The organism is Psychrobacter sp. TB15, from assembly GCF_000511655.1.
Classification (GTDB): Bacteria; Pseudomonadota; Gammaproteobacteria; order Pseudomonadales; family Moraxellaceae; genus Psychrobacter; species Psychrobacter submarinus.
In genome coordinates, this window is the sequence record NZ_AYXN01000015.1 from 67,152 (window position 1) to 90,763 (window position 23,612).

Below are 23,612 nucleotides of genomic sequence, written 5' to 3' on the forward strand. Positions count from 1 at the left end.
ATGATGTTTGATTGAAGACAAGTTTATTTTATATATAGCCGATACTAAATAAAATGGATACGTTATTTAATACGCGAAACTGGTATAAATTTTTCTGGCTTGCTGTGCCTACGTCGACAGAGGCTGCAAAAAATTCATCCCAGTTTCGCTACATCTTTTTCATACTTAACTATAAGTGCCGTCTTAAATGTCAAGCATCGTTTGTTTAAGCTAAGCTGATAAATGATTATAGTCTGTGAGCTGCTGCCAAAGTGCTACGGCTTGCTGCATCATCGCCACATTATGGGTACGTATGATACTCGCGCCTTGTTGTAGTGCAAATAAACCGGCTGCCGTACTCGCTATATCACGTTCGATAGCTTTGGAGTTTTTATAACGGGCTATATTGCTCTTGTCTAGTACTTCTGCCAAAAAACGCTTACGTGAAATACCAAACATCAGCGGTAGCTCTAAGCTTTGTAAGCTTGCTAATTGAGTCAACAGCGCACAATGATGTGCGTAATCTTTAGCGAAGCCAAATCCTGGATCTAGGATTATATTAGCACGTTTGACGCCAAGACTAGTCACGTCTTCTACACGCGCTGCAAGCTCCGTCATTACCTCGCTGACCACATCCTCGTACTGCGCTAAGCTGTTCATGGTTGCCGGCTCACCGCGCATGTGCATCAGCATCACCGGAATATCTAACTTAGCGGCCATGGCAGCCGCGCCTTCACGTTTGAGCGCACGGACATCATTCCAAATATCTGCGCCAGCTGCGAATGCCGCTTCTATCACTTGTGGGCTACTGGTATCAATCGATAACCATATCTCATCACCGCAGTGTGCGCGAATCGCTTCAACTACTGGTATGACGCGAGCTATCTCCTCATCTGTCGCTACTGCCTCAGCATTTGGGCGTGTGGATTCACCGCCGATATCGATAATAGTGGCACCTGCTGCGATCATTTCCTGCGCTCGATTTAGAGCACTTTCTACAGCATTAAACTGCCCACCGTCCGAAAACGAATCTGGGGTCACATTTAAAATACCCATAATTTGCGGCTTCGATAAGTCTAATGTTTTGTGACGTATGCGGATACTATAAGCAGGTAAGGGCTGAAACAACGGCATAACTGATCTCATGTAGATGAAAATTTATTAATAAAGCACTATTAATTTTTAGCTTATCATATCAGTAAATGAGCGGTACTCCTAAAGTCTGTCTGACCTTTACAATTCCTCAGAACGGAGTCTAAACCTTTTATTACGACATTCAGCTCCTACATTAGGATTGGGGTATTAGATCTCTAATTTTTAACCCAAAAAAAGCCCTTTATGAAAAGGGCTTCTTAATTTCAATGGTTTTATATCCACTATACCAAGTCATTACATCGCTGGTAGGGGCGGCGGAATGGTACCTTCAGGCTTCTCTCTATCTTTTGATAAATTAACTTCGTTATGCTGGTAAATCTTTGGTGGACGTGGCTCTTCGCCTGCTAAGATATCTTGCAGCTGATCACGGTCAATCGTTTCCCACTTCATAAGCGCGTCTACCATAGCGTGCATTTTATCTTGATTTGCCTCGATTAATTCACGCGCGATGTCATATTGCTCTTCTAACAACCGGCGAACTTCGTCATCGACCTTTTGCTGCGTGGCTTCAGAAATCGTCCGACCACCGCCGCCGAAGTACCCTTGCGAGCTATCATCGTCTTCATAGACCATGATACCTAGCGCATCTGACATACCATACTTAGTCACCATTGCTCGTGCCATCTTAGTCGCACGTTCAAAGTCATTAGAAGCACCAGTCGACATCTGATTGATAAACACCTCTTCAGCGATACGACCGCCGAACAAAATAGCGATATCATTGAGCATTTTTGACTTATACATACTTGTCTGATCATGCTCAGGCAACTGCCAAGTAACCCCTAGAGCAAATCCGCGCGGCATAATCGTTACCTTATGCACCGGATCAGTACCCGGTAGTAATTCAGCAACTAAGGCATGACCTGCCTCATGATAAGCGGTGGCGCGGCGCTCTTCTTCACGTATCACCATAGATTTGCGCTCAGGACCCATATAGAGCTTGTCTTTGGCATCTTCAAAGTCATTCATATCGACGCTGCGCTTATTACGGCGCGCGGCAAATAGTGCGGCTTCGTTGACGAGGTTAGCAAGCTGAGCACCAGTAAAGCCAGGTGTACCACGAGCCAAAGCTCGCGCATCGACACTGATCGTATTTGGCAGTTTCTTCAGATGTACTTTTAGGATTTGCTCACGGCCTTTAATATCTGGCAAGCCTACTTGTACCTGACGATCAAAACGGCCAGGACGGAGTAGCGCTTTATCGAGGACGTCAGCACGGTTAGTCGCGGCGATGACAATCACCCCTTCATTACCTTCAAAACCATCCATTTCAACGAGTAATTGGTTCAGTGTCTGCTCGCGCTCATCATTACCACCGCCCATACCTGAGCCGCGATGACGACCGACCGCATCAATCTCATCAATAAAGATGATACAAGGCGCACTCTTTTTTGCTTGTTCGAACATATCACGAACACGCGAAGCACCCACACCAACGAACATCTCCACAAAATCAGAACCTGATATTGAGAAAAACGGTACTTTGGCTTCACCAGCGATAGCTCGAGCTAGCAAGGTTTTACCGGTACCTGGAGGTCCGACCATCAAGATACCACGCGGAATAGTCGCACCAAGCTTAGTAAACTTATCAGGGTCACGCAAGAATTCAACCACTTCGACGACTTCTTCTTTGGCTTCTTCGCAGCCTGCAACATCAGTAAAATTAACCTTGATCTGATCTTCGCTCAGCATTTTGGCTTTTGACTTACCAAAGCTCATAGGGCCACCGCCTTTACCGCCAGCGCCGCCTTGCATATTACGCATAAAGAATAAGAAGAGACCAATAATCAATAGAATCGGGAAACTAGCAATCAATAGCTGCATTAGTATGCTTTGGCGTTTTGGTGCTGTGCCTTCTACTTCGACCTGATTTTCACGCAGCATTGGCATTAACTGCTCATCAGCCACAGCCGGTCTAATGGTCTCAAATGTTGAGCCATTTTTCTTCTCACCAGTGATTTGTTCACCGTCGATCTCAACGCTAGCTACTTGATTTTCTGACACTGCGGTCACAAACTCAGAGTAGTTAAGGTTATCAGGCTCTGATGATTGATCAAAGCCGCTAAACACTAGCACTAGAACGCCGATTACCACCAGCCACAATAAGGTATTTTTTACCATGTCGCTCACAAGCTTTCCCATCCCTACTTATTGGTGTGTCAACTCGACACGTGACGCCTTCAAAGCGTTAACCTATTATTTATTTCAGTCTTTGTGTGGACTATATATAGTATATGGTGACTAAACACCGCGATTAAAAGATAAAAACTAATATAAATAACCCGTTACTCTAAGGCGACTTCATTTTAATAATTGCTTAAAACAAAGCTAATATACCACGATATATGGTTTTAATCGGTACAATTCAACCACTAGATATCACTTTTCAGTTAACTATTGTAGCAACACTAGCAGCGTTTAAATCTTATTCAAAACTATCGAATCGCTATCCAAAACATCTCTTTGGAGCGTGGTCTAGAAGCAGCCGGTTTGATACTGCGAACCTTACTAAAGTCGCGCTGCATTTGCTGCCTAAGCTCTTGTGTGCCCTCGCCTTGGAAGACTTTCATAATCAGCGCGCCGCCTTTAGGCAAAGTTGCTAAGGCAAAATCTACTGCCAACTCACACAGATACATCATGCGTGGTTGATCGACCGCGCTGTTACCCGCGGTATTAGGGGCCATATCGGATAGCACTACATCGACTTGGCTATCGCCCACTTGCGCCATAATCGCGTCAAAAGCCTCAGCCTCACGAAAATCACCTTGGATAAAAGTGACATCAGCCAAAGCATCCATCGGTAAAATATCAGAAGCTATCAAGGTGCCAGTGTCGCCTACTAGCTTACTCGCTACTTGCGACCAACTCCCCGGCGCACTGCCCAAATCGACTACGGTCATCCCTTTAGTGATAGTCTGGGTTTTGTCATTGATCTCTAACAGTTTATAAGCGGCGCGCGCACGATAGCCGTCTTTTTGCGCTTGCTTGACATAGTGGTCATCAAGATGCTCTTTCATCCAAGCACGGCTACTTTTTGAGAGTTTTTTATTTTCAATACGCGTAGCCAAAATACTTGCTCCTATACCTATCACAAAAAAGCGCTACAAAAACCAAGTTAAGACGCTTAGTTTAACATTTCCCTCACCTAAAATCGTCCAAAATCCTAATGAATTCAAGCAAGATAGTCTCATATTGCTTATAATACGCATTAAATTTTTGATGATATCGTTTGTACTGCGCCGGTGTACTCTGTCGTTGATACAGACACTAAAACTTATTTATATTGATATAAGGAATGTTATGCAACTTGATAATGAAACCATTAAACGCCTAAAAAGTATTGGCCACGAGCTCAAGCCTATCGTTATGATCGGCAATAAAGGCATCACCCCTGCCATTAGTGAAGAGATTGATAGAGCATTGAGCGATCACGAGCTGATTAAAGTGAAGCTGCCAGCAGGCACTAAGCATGAGCGTGATATCGTGAGCACTGAGATTGCGACTACAGCGAATGCCAATGTGATTCACACTATCGGCCGTATGGCGCTGTTATTACGCCAAAACCCAAACGCCAATCCTAAGCTATCTAACTTAGCCCGTTATGCTCAGTAATGCATAAAGAGTGATGATTTAATACTCTTTATAGACTTATCTTAAAGGCCGCAGCTGATTAGACTTGCGGCTTTTGTCATTTTTACTCTTCTACTTTTGCTATATTTTTTGGCCGCTCAGCGAGTTGTCAGCATTTAACCTATTTACGATAAGGCAATCCATAATATGAGTCAGACTTTTATTCTTAAGCTTGCAAACGATAGCTTAGTGAGTGATGCTCAAAAGATCGGTATGTCCGTTTCCCAGTTACAGCAAATTATCGTTAAAGTAACGGCTACGATTATGGACTCAGCGAATGCTGACAGCGATACGCTAAATACAATAAGTAGCGATATGGATACTAGCTTAAGCCTCCGCTATGAGGTTAAGCTGCCGTCTATGACCTTATTGGATCAGTTGCAATGGCCGCTTTGGAATAAACAAAAAGTCGGCTTTGCAGATTATCTATGGCAGCAGACTTGCTTAGAGTGTTTTATAACCAATAACGCGGCAAGTTATGTGGAGATAAATGCCAGTCCAAATGGTCAATATGCGGTCTATCAGTTTACGGACTACCGTACCCCTGTTACGCTGCCGCCCATACCCTTATTGATAAAAGGCAGTCAACATCCCGTCCATATTCAATGGCATAATAAAACACTAGCAAGTAGTGATTCGTTATTGAAACAGCGCCAATTCTCAATCGCATTAGATATGCTACCTGACTCTATGCCGCGCATACTCAATTCTAACTTGACTGCCTTGATACATCCATGCGTCATTCTCAACTTCGCAGGCACGCCACTTTACTTTGCAACTGAGCACGCCACGCCAGCCGATTTTCATCAGCGCCAGCACTGGTCAAAGCTGCAGCTGGATAAAGAGTAATGACTTAGCAGATCTAAAAGATGATAAAACTCATAGGCGTAGCATGAGATGCCGCATAAAAAACCCAGCAATGTCATTTAGATCATTACTGGGTTTTTTGCTGAACTAACGATAGCTAGATTATAATTGACTACAAATATAGTAGCAGTTACTCGTCAGCCATCGCAAGATAGATACCACGATCTGAGGCATCATCTACGTATTGTGAGTCGCGCCATGTGGTATAACTATGGACACCGCTGTATGGGCTGATACCTTTTTGGCGGAAGTCTGAGACCCAGCCGTTACCGTCAAATATTTGAATATGACCGTGCGGGCGTCTTGAGCTACGGTCATAGACGATCACATCACCCACCTGATGCGGTGTGTCATTACTGATTTTGGTAAAGCCTGCTTGAGCAAGCGTGCCACGCGTCGCATACTGATAAGCAGATGGGTTTGGAGTAAACTCGTAACCGGCAGACTGTAGCGCTTTACGCACATAACGGGCACAGTAGCCTGTACTTCTAGCGTGCGCTGCTCTTGCTGCACGCGCTGCAGCGCGAGCTGGCGCTGAATTGCTATCTGGGATACTACTGCGGATTTGCTGTTCGCGCTCGTACGCTAAACGGCTAGTTAGTGATGCTAACTGATATTCTTTTTGCTTGGCGTGCTCGCTTAGGTTATCAATAGCTTGACTGATTTCGTCATTGCTATAAACGCGAGCGCCACTGTTGGTGCTATAAATATTCTGGCTAGAACCGTAGTTCGAAGCAGCCGTGATATTTGTGATGGTATGAGTCAAGGTATTATTTGATTGAAAGGTCGTTTCGGCAGCACCACTTGTTTGTGCTATGCCCATTCCTAGTACTGACAAAATTAATAAAGCTTGTTTCATAAATTTACTACCTATAGTTAATACAAGAGCGCTCGTCATCCATAACGAAGCATCAATTCATTTAAAGGATATAGCCATTAAACAATCATGATAAAATCCTAGGTATAGCAGCTAACACTCTAGTCTTAAGCGCCCGACACTAGCATCATTACTAGTTTTGTCATTCGCCTCGTAGATTGTCCGCTTTAACCTTATATCTTGCAATGAGCAACACGATGTCAAAAAAACAGCCTAATCGACTTGCCCAACTTATCGATCATCAAGCATTTGCTGGTAGCGCACTACCTCGAAGCTTGAGCGATAATATGCGTGTTTTTACGCAAGCAACCACTGAGATAAAAAAACTATTGGCAGATTGTCTACCAGAAGAGATTCTTAATACCTGCTGGGTTGTCGGTCTGAACGATGAGCAACTCACACTCAGTGTAGGTTCAGTAACTGCGGCTAATCACATTCGCTATTTACAAAATGCTTACTTATCAGTGTTAACAGAGCAGTCAATTACATTTCAACAACTCAAGCAAATCAGCGTCGTGGTAGCTCATACTGCCGCTCATGATTCTAAAGTTTCAGAACAACTAGCGGTCTCAAAATCCAATAAAACCAATGTGCATCAGGCCCTTAGCCAAAACACAAAGCGGACTATATCACAGGCAGCTGAGCATGTCACCACGGATAAAAAGCTGCAAAAAGCACTTTTGCGGCTAATAAATGACTAAAAATTTGCAGATTACATTGTAAAGTTATGTAAATAACATATTAAAAATTAGTCGCTATTAATTCGTTATCCAAAAAATTTTGCACAAAAAAAAACGTATGATGAAGATTGTCTTTGATTTGACATTATCATCGTACGTTTTTTGATAGCTGTTAGCTTTTGTATTACCTAACTTTCAGCGATTTTATTCGGTTTTAACGACTAAATATATTCAAAATTATGAATGTGTTATTTCGTAAACTATGTAATATTGCGTAAATGTTGCGATACATCCTGTATATTCGTGTATTTATCCTTCAACGACTAGCCCAGAGAGTGGCAAATATTCGATAGGACAAGTTACATTGTCATCAAATGTTACAATTTCAAAGTTTTTTGGGTCAGATAGTATTTCGCGAACCAATAAGTTATTGAGTGCATGACCTGACTTGTACGCACTAAAACGGCCCAAAATAGGATAACCGATAAGATATAAGTCGCCTAATGCATCCAAAATCTTGTGACGAACGAACTCATCATTGAAGCGTAAGCCTTCAGCATTCAACACTCTTGCCTCATCAATGACGATAGCATTGTCCATACTGCCACCTAAAGCAAGATTGTTCTTGCGCAGGACTTCTATATCTTTCATAAAACCAAAGGTACGCGCTTCGCTTAACTGCTCGATAAAGTTATGAGTGGAAAGGTGGAACTGAGCATGCTGGAAATCCTTATCAAAGGCTGGATGCTCAAAGTCAATCTCAAAGTTCATCTCAAAGCCATTGTAAGGACGCAGTTCAGCCCATTTGTCATCGACTTTGATTCGTACTGGTCTGACCACCCGCAAGAACTTCTTAGGCGCTTCTTGCTCTTCAAAGCCTGCTTGTAGTAATAAGCCCACAAAAGGCGCCGCGCTACCATCCATAATAGGAATCTCGCTTGCAGAGACTCGTATCAGTAGATTATCGACACCAAGGCCAGCAATAGCGCTTAGTAGATGCTCAACCGTACCGACGCGCGTACCGCCAAATACTAAGTTAGATGACATCATGGTATCTTGCACCAAAAAGGCACTAGCTGGAATCGGTGCTGAGCCTAGTATATCGGAACGCTCAAAAACAACACCGGTATCAACAGGCTGTGGATGAAACTCAAGATCCACAGGCTGACCACTATGTAAACCGGTACCAGTGACCGCTAAAGCTGTTTTTATAGTTCTCTGATTCATGGCTGTAATCCCACATATTTTGTTACAATTGCCCTAGTGTACCATTAGTACCCCTTAATTCGCTATAGCCAAAAAATACTAATTTGCATATTTAAGCCATTGATAATACTTATTGTCACTACTATTTTAGCTATATTTATTCATCAAAATATGGCTGAGAGCACGCCAGTCAAGGGCTGCAGCTTTATCGCTGGTAGTGACCCACCTGATCTAAACCCTTATTTTTATTCAATAATTCTACCTATTCATAACAACTTTTTAACGTTTTCCCTTAATAATAAAATATAATTTTGTAATCTATTCATGCTATTAGCTACTTATTAAGCAAAAAAAACCAGCGTCTCAACGCTGGTTCTTCTTTATTGGCCTGAACAAACCAATGACTAAAACGTTATTTATTCTGCTGGCGCTTTAGATAATCTTGGATACTGTTGGTCTTAGTCTGTGGCTGCTCTTGCGGTGCTGTACGCGGCGTAGAGTCTTGATACTGCTGTGCTTGAGTCTGCTTTTGACTGTTTAGAGCGCTCGTATGGGTACTCGGATCTACTGATTGCGTGCTGGTCACCGAAGGCACTGGTACTTCAGGGATATCCTCATTCAAAGTCAGACCAGTTGCGATAACGGTAACATGTAAGTCATCACCCATCTTCTCATCGATGACTGAACCATAAAAGATATTGGCGTCGTCATTATCAGTGATGCCTTCAACGATTTCACTGATTTGGCTAAACTCGTCTAAAGATAGCGACTCAGAAGAGATAACGTTAACTAGCAAGCCTTTCGCGTTTTCTAAACGCAGATCGTCAAGCAGTGGTGATTTGATTGCCTTTTCAGTCGCTTGACGCGCGCGGTCGTCACCGCTAGCACGGCCAATACCCATCATCGCATGACCTTTAGCAGTCATTGCGGTACGAATATCATTGAAGTCAATATTGATAAGCCCTTCACGCGCGATAGTTTCAGCGATGCCTTGTACAGCATGCAATAAAACATCATCGGCCTTTTTGAAGGCGTCTTGCATGGAGATATTACCGTAGATGCTCATCAGCTTATCATTAGGAATAGTAATGATAGAGTCCACAAAGTTCGTCAGCTGCTCAATACCTGCTTTAGCCGCTTTGATGCGTTTACCGCCTTCAAATTTAAAAGGCGTTGTGACCACAGCGACAGTCAGTACTTCTAGCTCTTTGGCGATACGAGCGACGACTGGAGCGGCGCCTGTGCCGGTACCACCGCCCATACCCGCTGTAATAAAGACCATGTCAGAGTTGTCTAGCATCTCGCGGATCGCTTCTTCTTCGCTTTCTGCAGCTTCACGACCGATTTCTGGGTTAGCGCCAGCGCCTAGACCTCGATTGGTCTTAGCGCCTAGCTGTAGCTTATTAGGAGCGGTTAGACGATCTAGCGCTTGTCTATCCGTATTAGCGCAGACAAAAGTGACGCCCCTGATACCTTGCTGTACCATGTGCTCTACCGCATTACCGCCGCCGCCGCCTACCCCAAATACGGTGAAGCGCGCTTGGCCGTTATCTTGAACTTGACTATCATCTGGCATGGTATATTTTGACATAAAAAGGGTTCTCCAGTTGCAAATAGCGTAAGGGTCGACACGTCATAGTGCAGGCAGGTTCTGTCATATCGACGGACTATATATAAATGTATTTAAATAAAATAAGTATAGCTTAGTTTCGTTTTCAAACTATCTTTTTCAACTATCATAGTATTTTTTTGAAGATGTTAGTAAAACGCTGACCAACTCTTTGAAAGGTGCCTTTTACTCGGCTCTCTTGAATAGCTTCAGGCTCGCTTTGTTCGCTATGACGAAACTGCTCGCTCTGACTATATAACAAAGCGCCAAAAGCTGTATGATAAGCGCGATCGTTAATCTGAGCATTGAGCTGTTTAAAGGTATCTTCATTGTCAAAATGGTTAAAAGCACTGATTGCCGGATGAGTATTACTCATGACGACTGGCATTTTCAATAATTTTTTGGCAAATGGCACCATACCTTTAATCGTACTGCCGCCGCCTGTCAGGACGATACCGCGATCAATAAAACCTATCAAATCCGCCTCATGGAGCTGGCGCGCCACTTCGGTAAATATCTGAATAAATCGCGCCTCAATAATACGGGCTAAATTATAAATACCGATATTGATCTCATCATTTGAACCTTGGGGCTTAAACAAAAAGAAGGCGCTAGGGTCTATGCTATTGGTATCGACAGTACCATGAGACTTCTTGAGTCTCTCAGCTTCTATCATTGAGATGCCTACATCGGCTGAGATATCCATAGTGACTTCATGACTGCCGCTCGCGATACAATGAGTAAAGATAAGCTTGTTTTCTTTATAGACGCAAATACTCGTGGTACTTGCGCCAATATTGACCAAGCAGACGCCCTGCTGACGCTCCTCACTCATCAAACTGTACTCGGCACTAGTAACGGCGTCAAAGACGATATGGTCGATACCGACATCACAGCTTTGCAGTAGTTTTTGGATGTTTTGGCGACTGGCCACTGGCATCATCATCATGTGATAAAGCACGGTGATGTTTTTGGCAACCATCTCAATAGCATCATCGACCATAGAGTCCATATCGTCGATATAGATACCTTGCTGACAGCAGTGCATGAGATAATAATCAGAAGGCAGGTCTTTAGCTTTTGCGTTGGACAAGGCTTGTACCATGTCTTTGGCCAGTACCACATCCTCTTCAACATCGACCTGTCCGGTACTGTTTTTACTGAGTAGCTCAGGAGTCGCTAAAGTCAGCCAAACGCTATGCACACGGCAGTTTGCGGTATCTTCTGCTTCTTGAATGGCTTGCTTTATCGCACCTTGTAGACGTTCGCGATGCTTGATTCGACCTTGATAGAAGTCGTTGTTTTTGACTTGGCCGATACCCATGATACGGATGTCTTTTGCAGAGACAACACTGCCAATCACAGCATAAACTGCAGTGGCGCTTAGATGGACAACAACGAGGTTTTCAGTATTTTTCATGTTACCAGACAAATTATCGCTAATCAGGGAACGATTGCACATCCCCATTAATTATTAAAAAGTACTTGCGAAGCAATCTATCTAACGAGTTTCGTTAAATTATCCTTTAGATGTCTCTAAAGTAAAGATCCTTTTCACAAAGATGAATAAAATATAAGCTAAAGATTCGCAGCGCTATCGGTACTAGCTGTATCAGACTCTTGTCTCACATTCCACGCTATAGTGAAGCCGTTCTTGTAGCGTAAATCTACCGACTGCATCTCATCACGGCGGTCGTGCAGTTGCGCGGCTAATAACTGGCTTAGGCTCAGTAATTTCTGAGCAGTGTTTTCATTATCTACAATCACTCGTAGACCAGTATCAAAACGCACCAACCAAGTCATACGCGGGGTCAAAATAATATCTTCAACTTGCATCTCAAGCGGCGCATACCAGTCGTTAATCTGCTGCATTTGCTGCATGATGACCGGTGCTTGCTCGATATCGCCTTGTAAAGTTGCGAACTGAGGTTGGCGCAAGTCGTTATTATCAACAGGGACAAACACCTCGCCTTTAGCATCTACTAGTCGCTCAGTACCAAAATTAGCGATCGCTTGCTTTGGTAGCGCGGTAATTACAATTCCGCGTTGCCAATCACGAGTCACACTGACCTGATCGACCCAAGCAAGTCTCATGGCAATATCACGTAGGGACTGCAAATCATTGGTAAAAAAGCTACTAACGGTTTGCCGACTCATCGTTTGCTGTAAGCTTTGATACTGGACCGGACTCAGACCTTGTGAGCTGACTTGTATGGTAGCAGGCGGTGCATCACGTAGAGCCTTAGCGCCCATCGCTAATATCAATAATAATAGCGCAACGACAATAGCTGTAAAAAAGTATTTAGCCGAATTTGGAAGTGGTAAACTTCTTTTTGGACGATCCGCTTTACTATCCATGAGCTCAGCCACATCATCGACAGTTTGAGCCATAATTGCATCCGTCCATATACTTGATTGATTTTACACTTAATATGCATTTAATTTTACTAGCTACTGGGGCAACATGTGTCAATAGACCGTTCATTTATAAAGTTATTTTAACGTGGTTTATAAAAGCACAGTTATTGGCTACGTGATTGAGTACTACTAAGGTTAAAATCCGACAATCCTAGCAAAAACAACACAATCACTGCAATATTAACGTATTTTCTAGTGAAACAATAGCCTAACCCGAGTTGTGAGTGTTGAATTTACACAAGTTTACACTAAGCTATGCTATAGCAAGCTTAGACCACGTTATCGCCCCTGATTCGCTTAGATTACCTAGAACCCAACCCCCTACAATGTCTGCGACAAAATGTGCCAGCATAAGCTCTCAAAATCCATACCGCGCGCTTGGGCGGCCATAGGCACTAAACTATGACTGGTCATACCTGGCACCGTATTGATCTCAAGTAACCAAAAACTGCCATTATTATCTTGCATGGCGTCGATACGCCCCCAACCTTTGGCATCTAACGCTCGAAAAGCGGCTAAGCTTAGCTCTTGTAAGTGCTGTTCATCATGAGCACTTAAACCGCAAGGGATATAGTAGCTGGTATCGTTGCGATTGTACTTGGCTTCAAAATCATAAAAATTGCTAATATCAGCAGGCTCTAAGCGAATGACCGGATAAGCTTCATCATCGATGATTACGATAGTGAATTCGCGGCCGGTAATCCAGCGCTCAGCCATCACCGCATCGCCGCATTGTACCGCAGTAGCATAGGCTGCTGGTAACTCATCTAAATGATTGACCTTCGTCATGCCGATGCTAGAGCCTTCGTGCACTGGCTTTATAATCAAAGGCAGACCGAGCATATTGACCACTTGCTGCCAGTCGGTATCCGCAGTCAGTAATGAAAACGGCGCTGTCGACAGACCACAGCCTTGCCACAGCTGCTTAGTACGCACCTTGTCCATACCCAGCGCAGAGGCCAATACGCCAGAACCTGTTTGCGGGATATCTAACCACTGCAATACACCTTGCAAGAGCCCATCTTCACCGCCGCGACCATGCAGCACATTAAACACACGGTCATAAGCACGCAGCTCAGTGATATCTTGATCTTTTGGATCAAAATGCTCGGCATCAACGCCTTGATTCTGTAGCGCTTGTAGTACTGCAGCACCGCTATCTAAAGAAACCGTGCGCTCATTACTGTTGCCGCCATATACCACTGCAACTTTACCAAACACACTGGCGTCTTTGACTTGTGAATCCTTGCTGGAAGCTTCGTCATTATTGACTCTTCCATTACCCAACGCTGGCTTATCATCGCTCTCTTGCTCGCTCTGAGCGGCTGCTAGTGCCGACTCTGGGTTTTCTATATTGTCTTGTTGTCTGTGCTCGTTGCTGTCTTGGCTGAGGCTTTGGTTGTTTTGACGGTTCATATATGAATTCCTAACGTTCTTTTGACGGCTAAGCGAGGCGCTCTATAACGGTAGAGCAAACTCTTCCAGAAGCTATTTTAAGTACAATTGATTCGCAGCCAATTCAACCGCAATCTGCCCAACATTACCTGCGCCTTGGGTGATCAGCATATCGTTGGCTTTTAACAAACGCTGCATCACTGGCGCGATATTGTTTTTGTCAACGATGGTCGGTTCCACTTCACCGCGCAGACGAATACTACGAGCTAGCGACTTGGTGTCTGCGCCATTGATATGGTTCTCGCCTGCAGAGTACACCTCTAATAATAGTAGCTCATCGACAGCAGAGAGCACTTCCACAAAATCATCGAAACAGTCGCGAGTACGGCTATAACGATGCGGCTGGAACATCATTACCAAACGGCGCTCAGGAAAGCTTTGGCGAGCGGCTTTGATCGTGGCATCGACTTCTTTGGGATGATGACCATAATCGTCAATTAATAACACATCGCCATCATCAAGGGTGACTGCTTCATGCTGTTCAAAACGACGGCCGACGCCAGCGAACTTCTGTAGGGCACGTTTGATAGCGTCATCATCCACGCCTTCATCAGTGGCCATCGTAATGGCAGCAAGCGCATTATAGACGTTATGAATTCCTGGGATATTAAGGGTTAAACGCAGCGGCTCATGGTCGCGGCGCAATACGGTAAAGTGGGTCTTAGTGCCTTGCGCTACCACATCGATCGCTTGTACATCGTTAAAAGGTTCAAGTCCAAAAGTCAGTACTGGGCGGCTAATATCATCTATCATGGCATATAACTCAGCATCATCACCGCAAACGACCGCTAAGCCATAAAAAGGCATGTTCTGTAAAAACTGAATGTAGGCGGCTTTGAGTTTATCGAAGCTATTCTCGTAAGTCTCCATATGATCTTGATCGATATTGGTGACGATAGCCGACATCGGATGCAGGGTCAAAAACGACGCATCCGATTCGTCAGCTTCAGCAATCAAGAAACGACTGCTGCCAAGCGCGGCGTTCTTGCCTGACGCGTTGAGCTTACCGCCGATCACATAAGTAGGATCTAGCTGCGCCTCAGCCATCATCATCGTCAGCAAACTAGTCGTTGTAGTCTTACCATGCGCGCCTGCGACCGCGATACCATGACGATAGCGCATCAGCTCACCAAGCATATCAGCGCGGCGGACCACTGGCAGACGGGCTTTTAGCGCCGCCTTAATCTCAGGGTTGCTACGGTCAATCGCGGATGACACCACGACCACATCGGTATTAGAGATGTTTTTTGAGTCATGACCGATAAATATCTCGATACCAATACTCTGTAAACGCTGAGTCACTAGACTGTCGTTGATGTCAGAACCGCTGACTTGATAGCCTTGATTATGCATCACCTCAGCGATACCGCACATCCCTGAGCCGCCAATACCAACAAAATGTAGATGCTGAATACGGCGCATCTCTGGAATCTCAATCAGGCGTTTCGGCAGAGCTTTAGTAGAGGTAGACATAAAAGGTTCTCAATAGAAAAAGTAGATATAAATATTTTAGAAGACTAAAACGGCTAAAAGTCTGTAATGAAAACAGGTCAGAAGGCTGGCAGACTTACAACGACTGCCAAATAATATCAGCAACTTGCTCAGTAGCACTGCGGTTGGCAAGCGCATGACCTTTTTCTGCCATCTCTAAACATTTAGCTCGGTCAAGCAATGCCAGCTCCGCACGCAAGCGCTCAGGCGTCAGCTCAGACTGCGGCAATAAAATAGCAGCGCCATGCTCGGTTAGCGTGCGTGCATTGGCAGTCTGATGATCATCGACAGCATGTGGTAGCGGTACAAATATGGCAGGGATACCAACGTTTTGAATCTCAGTCACCGTAAGCGCGCCTGCGCGGCAAACAATCACATCCGCCCAATTGTAAGCGGCGGCCATATTATCGATAAACGGCTGAACTTGCGTACTATGACGGCTCAAATCCTCATTGTCGTATGCTGCTTGAGTGGCTGACTCATTATTACGACCACATTGATGGCGCACCGCAAAAGGCTTGTCTATCAGAGCTAGGGCTTTAGGGACATTATCATTGAGCACTTGCGCGCCCAAAGAGCCGCCAACGACTAACAGGCGCAACGGCGAATCATCATGAATATCATAACGCTCAGTAGGAGCTGCCACTCCCGTGATGGTATTACGTACCGGATTGCCCACCGTCTCCAGCTTGGGGCTGGTTTGACTGTGCGCAAAAGTATCCTCAAAAGCTTGCAACACCTTATTCGCCATCTTGGCCAAATAACGGTTGCTCATACCAGCGATAGCATTTTGCTCATGGATAATAAGCGGTGTGCCGGTCATACGCGCGGCAATACCACCAGGAGCAGTCACGTAACCGCCAAAGCCTACGACCATATCGATCTGATTGCCACGAATGACTTTCATCGCCGCCATCGTCGCGGATAGTAGAGTCACTGGTAATTTTAATAAGCGGCCGATGCCTTTGCCGCGCAGTCCTTGCATATCAATAGCATGGAACGGATAGTTAAGCGGCTTAACCAAACCATTTTCCATACCATTTGGCGTACCTAACCAGTGGATAACGGCGCCGCGCTGAGCCAACTCTTCGCTTACGGCGAGCGCTGGAAACACATGGCCGCCAGTACCAGCAGCCATCATTAATATATGCGGAGTCTTCATGCACGCCTGCCTATCTATTTTGGTAATATCTATAAAGCTACAACAGCAGCTGACTAAAATTTGCCTAGTATAGAGGAAATCGCGCGCTCATATATAGTACTTTTTATCACTAAAACAGCTTACTTTAAGCACTTATAATTTATGCTATTACTTTTTGTTCTACCGCGATGATGAAATCAGTACCGATATCGGTGCCGCATTGATCATCGATTTCGCGTACACAAGTCGGGCTTGTGACATTAATCTCGGTGATACGGCCGCCGATCAAATCTAAGCCCACAAACATCAGCCCTTTTTGTTTGACGATAGGCGCAACTGCTAGCGCCACTTCGCGCTCGGTGTCGGTCAATGGCATTGCTACACCGCTACCGCCAGCGGCTAGATTACCGCGAGTCTCCCCTTTGACCGGGATGCGCGCTAAGCAGTAATCGACCACTTCACCATCAACGATCAGTACGCGCTTATCGCCTTCCTTAATTTCTGGTAAATAGCGCTGCGCCATGATAGGTAGGGTCTCAAGCTCTGTTAGTATCTCTAAAGTAACGCCAATATTAGCGCTATCAGCGGTCAAACGGAAGATACCAGTGCCACCCATACCGTCTAGCGGCTTGACGATGACGTCTTGCTGCTCTGCGATAAACTTACGAATATGAGCTTGTTTGCTGCTGACAATCGTCGGGCTCATATATTCGCTAAACCAAGTGGCAAATAGCTTTTCGTTACAATCGCGAATCGCTTGCGGGTCGTTGACGACTAGCACGCCAGCCGCTTTGGCGTGATCGAGCATATAGGTGGCATAAATAAAGCGCATATCGAAGGGTGGATCTTTACGCATCAAGATAACATCATAATCCTTAACCGTAGCCGTCGTCTTCTCGCCTAGACTATAAAAATTCTCGGGGTCGCGGTATACCGTGACGGGCTGCGAATCTATCATCAGCTGACCTCGGTCTAGCCATAAGTCGTGAACCTGACAATAGCCTAACGTATGGCCGCGATCTTGCGCCGCCCACATCATTGCAAGGCTGGTATCTTTTTTATAATTGACTCGCTCAATAGGATCCATGATGACCAGTATATTTAAGGGTTTGTCCGCTTTTTGCTTGTCGTTACTCATAATAGGGCTCACTATTTTTGTTATTGTTTAGATAGGTGTTTAAGCGCAAACGCTAAACGCCATACTGCTCGCGATAATGCTGCATTTTTGCAAGTTGGGTCGCATCTTTATGTTGGCTGTTTTGGGTGCCATGGTCATCAGCCAGATAACCGATCAAGTCATCAATATCGACTAAAGCGCGTACCGGCACTTGTAAATTGGCTGCCAACTCTTGAATAGCGGACTGCTCGTTTTGGCCTTTTTCTTTACGGTCTAGCGCGACAAGGATACCAGCAACGCTAGCGCCTGCCTGCTGCAAAATCTCTACTACTTCTCGCATTGCCGTGCCGGCAGTAATCACGTCATCGAGGATCCAAACGGCTTTACCTTGTACCTCAGCGCCGACTAGATTGCCGCCCTCGCCATGCGTTTTGACCTCTTTGCGATTATAACCCCAATCTGCGTTGATACCATGATGCAGCCATAAAGCCTGAGCAGTCGCAGCCACAAACGGAATGCCTTTATAAGCGGCGCCGAAAATAACTAACCTGTTATCGCCGTTATCTGTGTCACTACTGTCTGTGTTATGTGTCGCCATTTGCTCAACCAAAGCATCAGCATACCCTCGAGCCAATAATGACAACATCTCACCTGATGCTAGCAATCCAGCATTAAAAAAATAAGGACTAATTCGTCCTGATTTGAGCACAAATTCGCCAAATTTTAGCACTTTGTTCTCGAGGGCTAGTTCGATAAACTGCTGGGCTGAAAAAGAGGCTTGCGTAGTATGTTGTGCAGGGGCGTTGGCAACGGGCATGAGCATTCCTGTTTTAGTGTTAGATAATTAGTAATAACTGCTTAATAGATAATCGTTAAATATAATAAAAAAGTAGTCAACGGTAAGTCGGTAGATAAAGCTAGCTTGACCAGCCGTTAATCATATAGTCGTTCATATTGGCATAGCGAGTCAACAGACCACAGCGCGATGAGATATTAAAATGCGCTTGGCCATCGTGACTGACTTGGATTTCCCAGCCTAAATAATGCGCGGCGACAATAATATGACCGGCAAATAAGCGGATCTGCCGATAATGATAACGGCTAGCCGGCGCATGATAAAGCTGGCTTAACAAATAGCTGCGCACATAGTGACAAATTTGCTCAGCGCTATAGCTTTTATTGATACTTTTACGAGTTGCGCATTGTTTTAGAGCGTGCACCGCCACACTACAGGCCATAATGTCTGTTGCTAAGCTGCCCTCACCCAATTCAAAATCTTGTGGCTGCAAAATCACTTGCCAGTCATCGGCATATAAACTGCTAAGCAGCTCATCAGGATTATAACGCTTGACCAAGGTGCGTAGTGAAGCAGCAGGTTTTGAAGCTGTATTTAAACCCTCATTTGAAAATGAGTGCTCTGCTAAAAACCCATAACGACTAAGCTTGGGATAATGAGTAATAGCGTCTTGAATATCTGCCATATCCAGCAAAACCATCTCATCTAGGGGCGACAGTAAACGGTTAGCCGATGATGGTGATACGGCTTGATCACTATTTTGCTTAGGATAACAGCCCTGCTTAGGATAACGGCGATAAAAGCTGTCCGGCAGTTCTATCAGCTTAGCTGCGCTGAGTAGCGATAAATGCTCTGCAAACGGTTTTGAGGCCATCAATTGCCACTTAGATAATGACTGCGTTTTTGGCGCGCGAAAATGCGCTGACTTACCATAAAACCTGTGCAGCTGGCCATTGACTCTTCGTGCAGGCTCTGGAATATCGCTCAATGGACGGGCGGGATCAAGTGGTGTCTGCTTAGGGTCAAAGTTAGGATGGACGATAGCTGGCTGCTCGCAGCTTGCGGTCTGCGCGGCCTCAGCATTACTATCTGCAAGCTTACCTTGTGCCCCACTAATCAAAGCATTCGGTAAACGAGTATCAGAAGTAAATGGCTGGGTCATAGCGGCTCCAAACAGTTGAGTTACATTGAAGTTGAATAGATGAAAAATTACTCTTGTAGATGTTGCAAAATATCATTATAACCAGTTTGCCAATCAGGATAGCTGAGCCAAGTTAACGGAATATTGCTGTGCAAGCGCTTACCGGTAGTTAGTCTTTTATTATCATCCCTCTTAGCAGCGGCTGCGCCTAACTTGTTACTAAGCCACGCATCAAGCTCAAGTGTGGTCACAGGTAGATAATCAGTTGCGATATAAAGCGGCTTTAATAGCTTTGCTTGCTCGGTATCTGTGGTCTCTAAGGTTAGCACTTTAGCAATAATCGTCACCAAATCGCGATCCATAATGCGATTGCTCCAATGCTCAGCGGCAATGGCCTCTTTGTTTAATTCGCGCGATTTTCGCACGCGCATCAGGCGCTTGCGGCCATAGATACCGCTTGGGCGAATAATGATAGCTTTATCATTAAATCCTTGCTGTAGTGCTCGCTCTGCTTGCAAGATTATCTTGGAGGCCTCACGCTCAGGCTCTATAGGCGCGGTATGCTCATCAATCCACTCGCCATTATCTTGTCCATAAACGCCTGTTGAAGAGATAAAAACTACACGCTTAAGCTGAGGTAACTTATCAGCTAAAGACGCTAAATGCTTACAAATGGCTAAATAACTGGCGCTATAGCCGCTGGCGGAATACTCATCAGGAGTGACAATAATGGCGATCGCGCCAAACGTTTGTAGCTGATCGCTCGTCAAGTGCAAAGCATCGGCTTGCATAAACTGAGCACGATCATGCAAATCATAATGCTCGCGCTTACTGCGAGCAAGGCCTGTTACAGATACGCCGTCTGTAGCAAGTTGATTGGTGACGGGTAGACCGATATCACCTTGACCAATAACCAGCAAATTTTGCGTACTCATAGCGTCTCCTTTTTTTGGCATAGTTTTTTTTGGCATAGTTTCTTGCCACTACTATTGCTGACAGCACTTAAAAATAGCGCATATAAGACAGTTGGATATCGTCATTATCTTCAACGCGGTCTTGCCAATCGTAGCTGGCCTTTATACGTAGCGCTTGGTTTTTGTCGATATCATAATGCATGCCGATAGTGCTGATCGGCTGCCAATAGTGACCGCGTACCTCAGCGCTATCGCTGCCATGATACCAATATGGTAATTGCAGTTCAGCCTGCGCGCGTAAGCGATTGTTAATCTGGTAACGACAGCCCGCATTGACACCAGCGCCAACACGATAACCCTTATTGATACCGCGGCCACCTTGTAGCGCTCCGGTTGCTAAGGTATAGCATAACTGCTGCGGCATCTCCCCTGTCAGCTTGCCGCTGTCAGCATCTACAGCAGGCGGCTGCCCAAATACCCAGGACTTACCGTACTCAAAAGTAGCACTACCAACTAAATGCGCCGCGCCATCTTGCTGCGAGCCGTCGTTGATTTGCGTGGCCTCTATGCTAGCGCCCCAGGTCTGACCTTTTTTGGCAGCATTGTCCGGATTAAATGAGCGCCCCCGAAACAAAGTAAAATTCTGCAGTTCAATTCGGTCATTATTGACATTGTCGTCTTCAGTATCATATATCCGTAGCGAAGCTTTAAGCCCTTCTAAATCAAAAAACTGCGGATAGCCGCTTGGCCGATCAAGAGTATCGTGAAAGCCTGCACGCATGCCGATCTCGATATAATTATTATCGCCGCGTTGACCGGTGCCGATATGAGTGCGCTGCAGCCGATGACGATCTATCGGGTCGTTATCCGCTGTAGCAATCGGCAACATCGATAGCGTTTGCTCGTCGGCTGACATACTGGATGCTGAATTGACCGTCTCTGACTTAATACTATTAATCTCATCTTTACTAAGCGTTGTGTAGCCAAGTTTGGCCGAACGTTTGGCCTGATTAAGCTGCGCTTGCCTAACGCTACTATCTGCTGGGGTATAACGACGACTAGCTAGCAGGCTTTCATCATTAAGCAGCTTGATCACATCAGAAGGCACGACCACGTAAGGCAGCTGAGCTAAGAGGCTTTGCTGCGGACGCACCACGTCAATCAGGCGCAGTATCTCAGAAGCACAGTTGTCAGTGGTAAAATAATAAGGGATCTCTAAATCTTTGGTCTCCCAAACATGGGCGATGATTTGCTGTACTTCCGCTGGCGTCAAATCCAGCCGATAAGTCCAAGTATCACGCTCATCGTCTTTGAGATACTTAGCAAGCTTCTCAGGATAGGGGTCAATCTCAATACGATTATCATAACCGCCACTGATCGATTTGATAGCATAAAGCACAAAAGGATCATCGGGATCGCCATCGACAGTATCATTCAAGGCATAAGCGTGATTGATTTGGGTAAAGTCAGCGGCGCTCGCTTTGGAGTCGATACGCAGTAGCGTATGAGCAAAAGCTGAGATGGGATTATCCAAATACTCTTCGGCAAACATAATAGATAACTGCTCAGGCGCCAGCATCGCCATCCACTCTTTTAGCTCTGGACAGTCGGCCTGTAGAGACGACTTATCGATATCTAACTGCTCAGCTAGCCAGTTTACGCGCGCCGGAAAGCGGCATATAACCGAGTCATTCGTAGCGTCGGCGCGGTTTGGCATAGTGATTTGCTTCGCTAAGGCGACAAGCGTCGCGTCAAGCTCAGCGGCTGAGTCTTTATTACCATTAGCAGTTAAAAAAAACGTAGGATCATTGATAGTGCTTTGGTTTTTGGCCTTAGTAAACAGTCCCTTTTTATCATCAAGAAAATAAAGCAGCCGGCGCCAGCTTTTATGCTGAGCCAAATTTTGCGTAGCGGCTTGCTGACGCCAAGTTGTTAATAATTGCTCTGCTGCTAGGTTTGCGCTTTTATTTTGTTTATCAGCCACTAAGCTGTTAGTGCTAGCAGTGTTGGCGGCTTTAGTTACTAAGCTAAGAGTAGCGCTAGGGCGAACACTGGTCACTGCGACTGAGCGTGATGTGAGCGTAGATGCTGCTTTAGCTGCAGCAATCATATTATCCGCGCTCGCGGCGTCCGCTAATAGTGCGTCACCCTCGACCACTGACGATGGTGTCGGTAGAAAAGCGGATACTTGCGCGTTCAATAACACCCCAACAACAGCAAGCGGCAGGCGAGCTGTCTTGGTTAGATATCTTGAATGATAAGCTGCCGCTTTCACACTAGCTTTAACATTATGATTTATAGACATGGATTAGTCTCTCGTATTTTGCTTTATTAACGCTTTATAACCAGTTATCAATGTTTGCTGATGATAAGCGTGCGCTTATCTTTCGTTTAGCTAGCGTGTATGATATGTCATCTTGAATTGACTATTAACCATAAATTTTTATAATCAAATGGCTCTTTATGAGCTGACTTTATCGTCGATTTTTTATATCCTTTTCTCATTATAACAGAGACTACTATGTCCACCACGCCGATGACTATTGCTAATGGTCAATTATCCTCTGCCGCATGGCTGAGCTCGCCCAATAAAAATGACCGACCTACTCAACCTCATAGCAGTGATAGTGCTCCAAGTCCTTATATCGATACGATTGTCATTCATAATATTAGCTTGCCGCCCAATGAGTTTGCTCAGACTGACAGCAATGGCCTACATTATGTCAAAGCACTATTTACCAATACCCTCGACTGGGATGCCCACCCCTACTTTCAAACGATCAAAGGCGCTGAAGTATCGGCGCATCTGTTTATTGAGCGCGATGGCGCTATCACTCAGTTTGTCAACTTCAATGAGCGTGCCTGGCATGCCGGCAGGTCAAGCTACTTAGGCCGTCCTGAGTGTAACGACTATAGCATCGGCATTGAGCTTGAAGGCTCAGACTTTATTGCTTTTACCGATATTCAGTATCAGGTCTTAAGCGCAGTCATCACGGCGCTATACAAAGCTTATCCCAAAACCCGCCGGCACTTAACAGGACACAGCGATATCGCTCCAGGTCGTAAAACCGATCCGGGTGACTATTTTGACTGGGCACGACTGCGCTCAATGATAGCCAACAAGCTCGATGAGTAA

General features: G+C 45.2%; 20 protein-coding genes. 4 read left to right on the forward strand and 16 right to left on the reverse strand.

Annotated elements, in window-relative coordinates; translation table 11 throughout:
• Positions 1-210: 210 nt before the first annotated feature.
• From folP to W234_RS0103100, 3 genes are all read right to left on the reverse strand, one after another.
• Positions 211-1,113: a dihydropteroate synthase gene (gene folP, locus W234_RS0103090; RefSeq protein WP_025644639.1), complete on the reverse strand. Its 903-nt coding sequence runs from the start codon at positions 1,111-1,113 to the stop codon at positions 211-213.
• Positions 1,114-1,368: 255 nt separating this feature from the next.
• Complete coding sequence (ftsH, locus tag W234_RS0103095; protein ID WP_025644641.1) at positions 1,369-3,264, reverse strand: ATP-dependent zinc metalloprotease FtsH; 1,896 nt, start codon at positions 3,262-3,264, stop codon at positions 1,369-1,371.
• Between the two features lie 305 nt (positions 3,265-3,569).
• A complete protein-coding gene (locus W234_RS0103100) occupies positions 3,570-4,202 on the reverse strand; it encodes an RlmE family RNA methyltransferase (protein ID WP_025644643.1) in 633 nt (210 codons plus the stop codon).
• A 232-nt stretch (positions 4,203-4,434) separates the two neighbouring features.
• On the opposite strand from W234_RS0103100, the gene W234_RS0103105 reads away from it, so the two are divergent.
• Entirely contained in the window at positions 4,435-4,746 is a 312-nt protein-coding gene (locus W234_RS0103105; RefSeq protein ID WP_025644644.1) for a YhbY family RNA-binding protein, read from the forward strand.
• Between the two features lie 165 nt (positions 4,747-4,911).
• Positions 4,912-5,613 carry a hypothetical protein gene (locus W234_RS0103110; RefSeq protein WP_025644645.1) on the forward strand — a complete coding sequence of 234 codons (702 nt, stop codon included), beginning with the start codon at positions 4,912-4,914 and terminating at the stop codon, positions 5,611-5,613.
• A gap of 148 nt (positions 5,614-5,761) precedes the next feature.
• On the opposite strand, the gene W234_RS0103115 is transcribed toward W234_RS0103110, so the two are convergent.
• Positions 5,762-6,490 (reverse strand): CHAP domain-containing protein, encoded by a 729-nt coding sequence (locus W234_RS0103115; protein WP_025644646.1) that lies wholly within the window; start codon positions 6,488-6,490, stop codon positions 5,762-5,764.
• Between the two features lie 215 nt (positions 6,491-6,705).
• On the opposite strand from W234_RS0103115, the gene W234_RS0103120 reads away from it, so the two are divergent.
• The gene (locus W234_RS0103120; protein WP_025644647.1) at positions 6,706-7,209 is read left to right on the forward strand and encodes a hypothetical protein; all 504 of its coding nucleotides are present in this window, start codon (positions 6,706-6,708) and stop codon (positions 7,207-7,209) included.
• 288 nt (positions 7,210-7,497) lie between these two features.
• On the opposite strand, the gene lpxC is transcribed toward W234_RS0103120, so the two are convergent.
• The 12 genes from lpxC to W234_RS0103180 form a co-directional block, all read right to left on the reverse strand.
• Positions 7,498-8,415, reverse strand: a complete 918-nt coding sequence (gene lpxC, locus W234_RS0103125) for a UDP-3-O-acyl-N-acetylglucosamine deacetylase (protein WP_025644648.1) — start codon at positions 8,413-8,415, stop codon at positions 7,498-7,500.
• 391 nt (positions 8,416-8,806) lie between these two features.
• A complete protein-coding gene (gene ftsZ / locus W234_RS0103130) occupies positions 8,807-9,985 on the reverse strand; it encodes a cell division protein FtsZ (protein ID WP_025644649.1) in 1,179 nt (392 codons plus the stop codon).
• A 145-nt stretch (positions 9,986-10,130) separates the two neighbouring features.
• Positions 10,131-11,465, reverse strand: coding sequence for a cell division protein FtsA (ftsA, locus tag W234_RS0103135; RefSeq protein WP_227501897.1), 1,335 nt, complete (start codon positions 11,463-11,465; stop codon positions 10,131-10,133).
• Between the two features lie 116 nt (positions 11,466-11,581).
• Complete coding sequence (locus tag W234_RS0103140; protein WP_025644653.1) at positions 11,582-12,394, reverse strand: cell division protein FtsQ/DivIB; 813 nt, start codon at positions 12,392-12,394, stop codon at positions 11,582-11,584.
• A 348-nt stretch (positions 12,395-12,742) separates the two neighbouring features.
• The gene (locus tag W234_RS0103145; RefSeq protein WP_025644655.1) at positions 12,743-13,837 is read right to left on the reverse strand and encodes a D-alanine--D-alanine ligase; all 1,095 of its coding nucleotides are present in this window, start codon (positions 13,835-13,837) and stop codon (positions 12,743-12,745) included.
• Positions 13,838-13,909: 72 nt separating this feature from the next.
• Complete coding sequence (gene murC / locus W234_RS0103150; protein WP_025644657.1) at positions 13,910-15,349, reverse strand: UDP-N-acetylmuramate--L-alanine ligase; 1,440 nt, start codon at positions 15,347-15,349, stop codon at positions 13,910-13,912.
• 94 nt (positions 15,350-15,443) lie between these two features.
• Positions 15,444-16,529, reverse strand: a complete 1,086-nt coding sequence (gene murG / locus W234_RS0103155; protein WP_025644659.1) for an undecaprenyldiphospho-muramoylpentapeptide beta-N-acetylglucosaminyltransferase — start codon at positions 16,527-16,529, stop codon at positions 15,444-15,446.
• Between the two features lie 139 nt (positions 16,530-16,668).
• Positions 16,669-17,646, reverse strand: a complete 978-nt coding sequence (gene gshB, locus W234_RS0103160; protein WP_025644661.1) for a glutathione synthase — start codon at positions 17,644-17,646, stop codon at positions 16,669-16,671.
• A gap of 52 nt (positions 17,647-17,698) precedes the next feature.
• Complete coding sequence (pyrE, locus tag W234_RS0103165) at positions 17,699-18,442, reverse strand: orotate phosphoribosyltransferase (protein WP_025644663.1); 744 nt, start codon at positions 18,440-18,442, stop codon at positions 17,699-17,701.
• Between the two features lie 100 nt (positions 18,443-18,542).
• On the reverse strand, positions 18,543-19,583 hold the full coding sequence (locus W234_RS0103170; protein WP_025644665.1) for a hypothetical protein: 1,041 nt from the start codon (positions 19,581-19,583) through the stop codon (positions 18,543-18,545).
• Between the two features lie 47 nt (positions 19,584-19,630).
• The gene (locus W234_RS0103175) at positions 19,631-20,497 is read right to left on the reverse strand and encodes an NAD-dependent epimerase/dehydratase family protein (RefSeq protein WP_025644667.1); all 867 of its coding nucleotides are present in this window, start codon (positions 20,495-20,497) and stop codon (positions 19,631-19,633) included.
• A gap of 67 nt (positions 20,498-20,564) precedes the next feature.
• Complete coding sequence (locus W234_RS0103180; RefSeq protein WP_025644669.1) at positions 20,565-22,781, reverse strand: DUF4105 domain-containing protein; 2,217 nt, start codon at positions 22,779-22,781, stop codon at positions 20,565-20,567.
• 216 nt (positions 22,782-22,997) lie between these two features.
• Here W234_RS0103180 and ampD point away from each other — a divergent pair, with 216 nt between their 5' ends.
• Positions 22,998-23,612, forward strand: coding sequence for a 1,6-anhydro-N-acetylmuramyl-L-alanine amidase AmpD (gene ampD, locus W234_RS0103185; protein ID WP_025644671.1), 615 nt, complete (start codon positions 22,998-23,000; stop codon positions 23,610-23,612).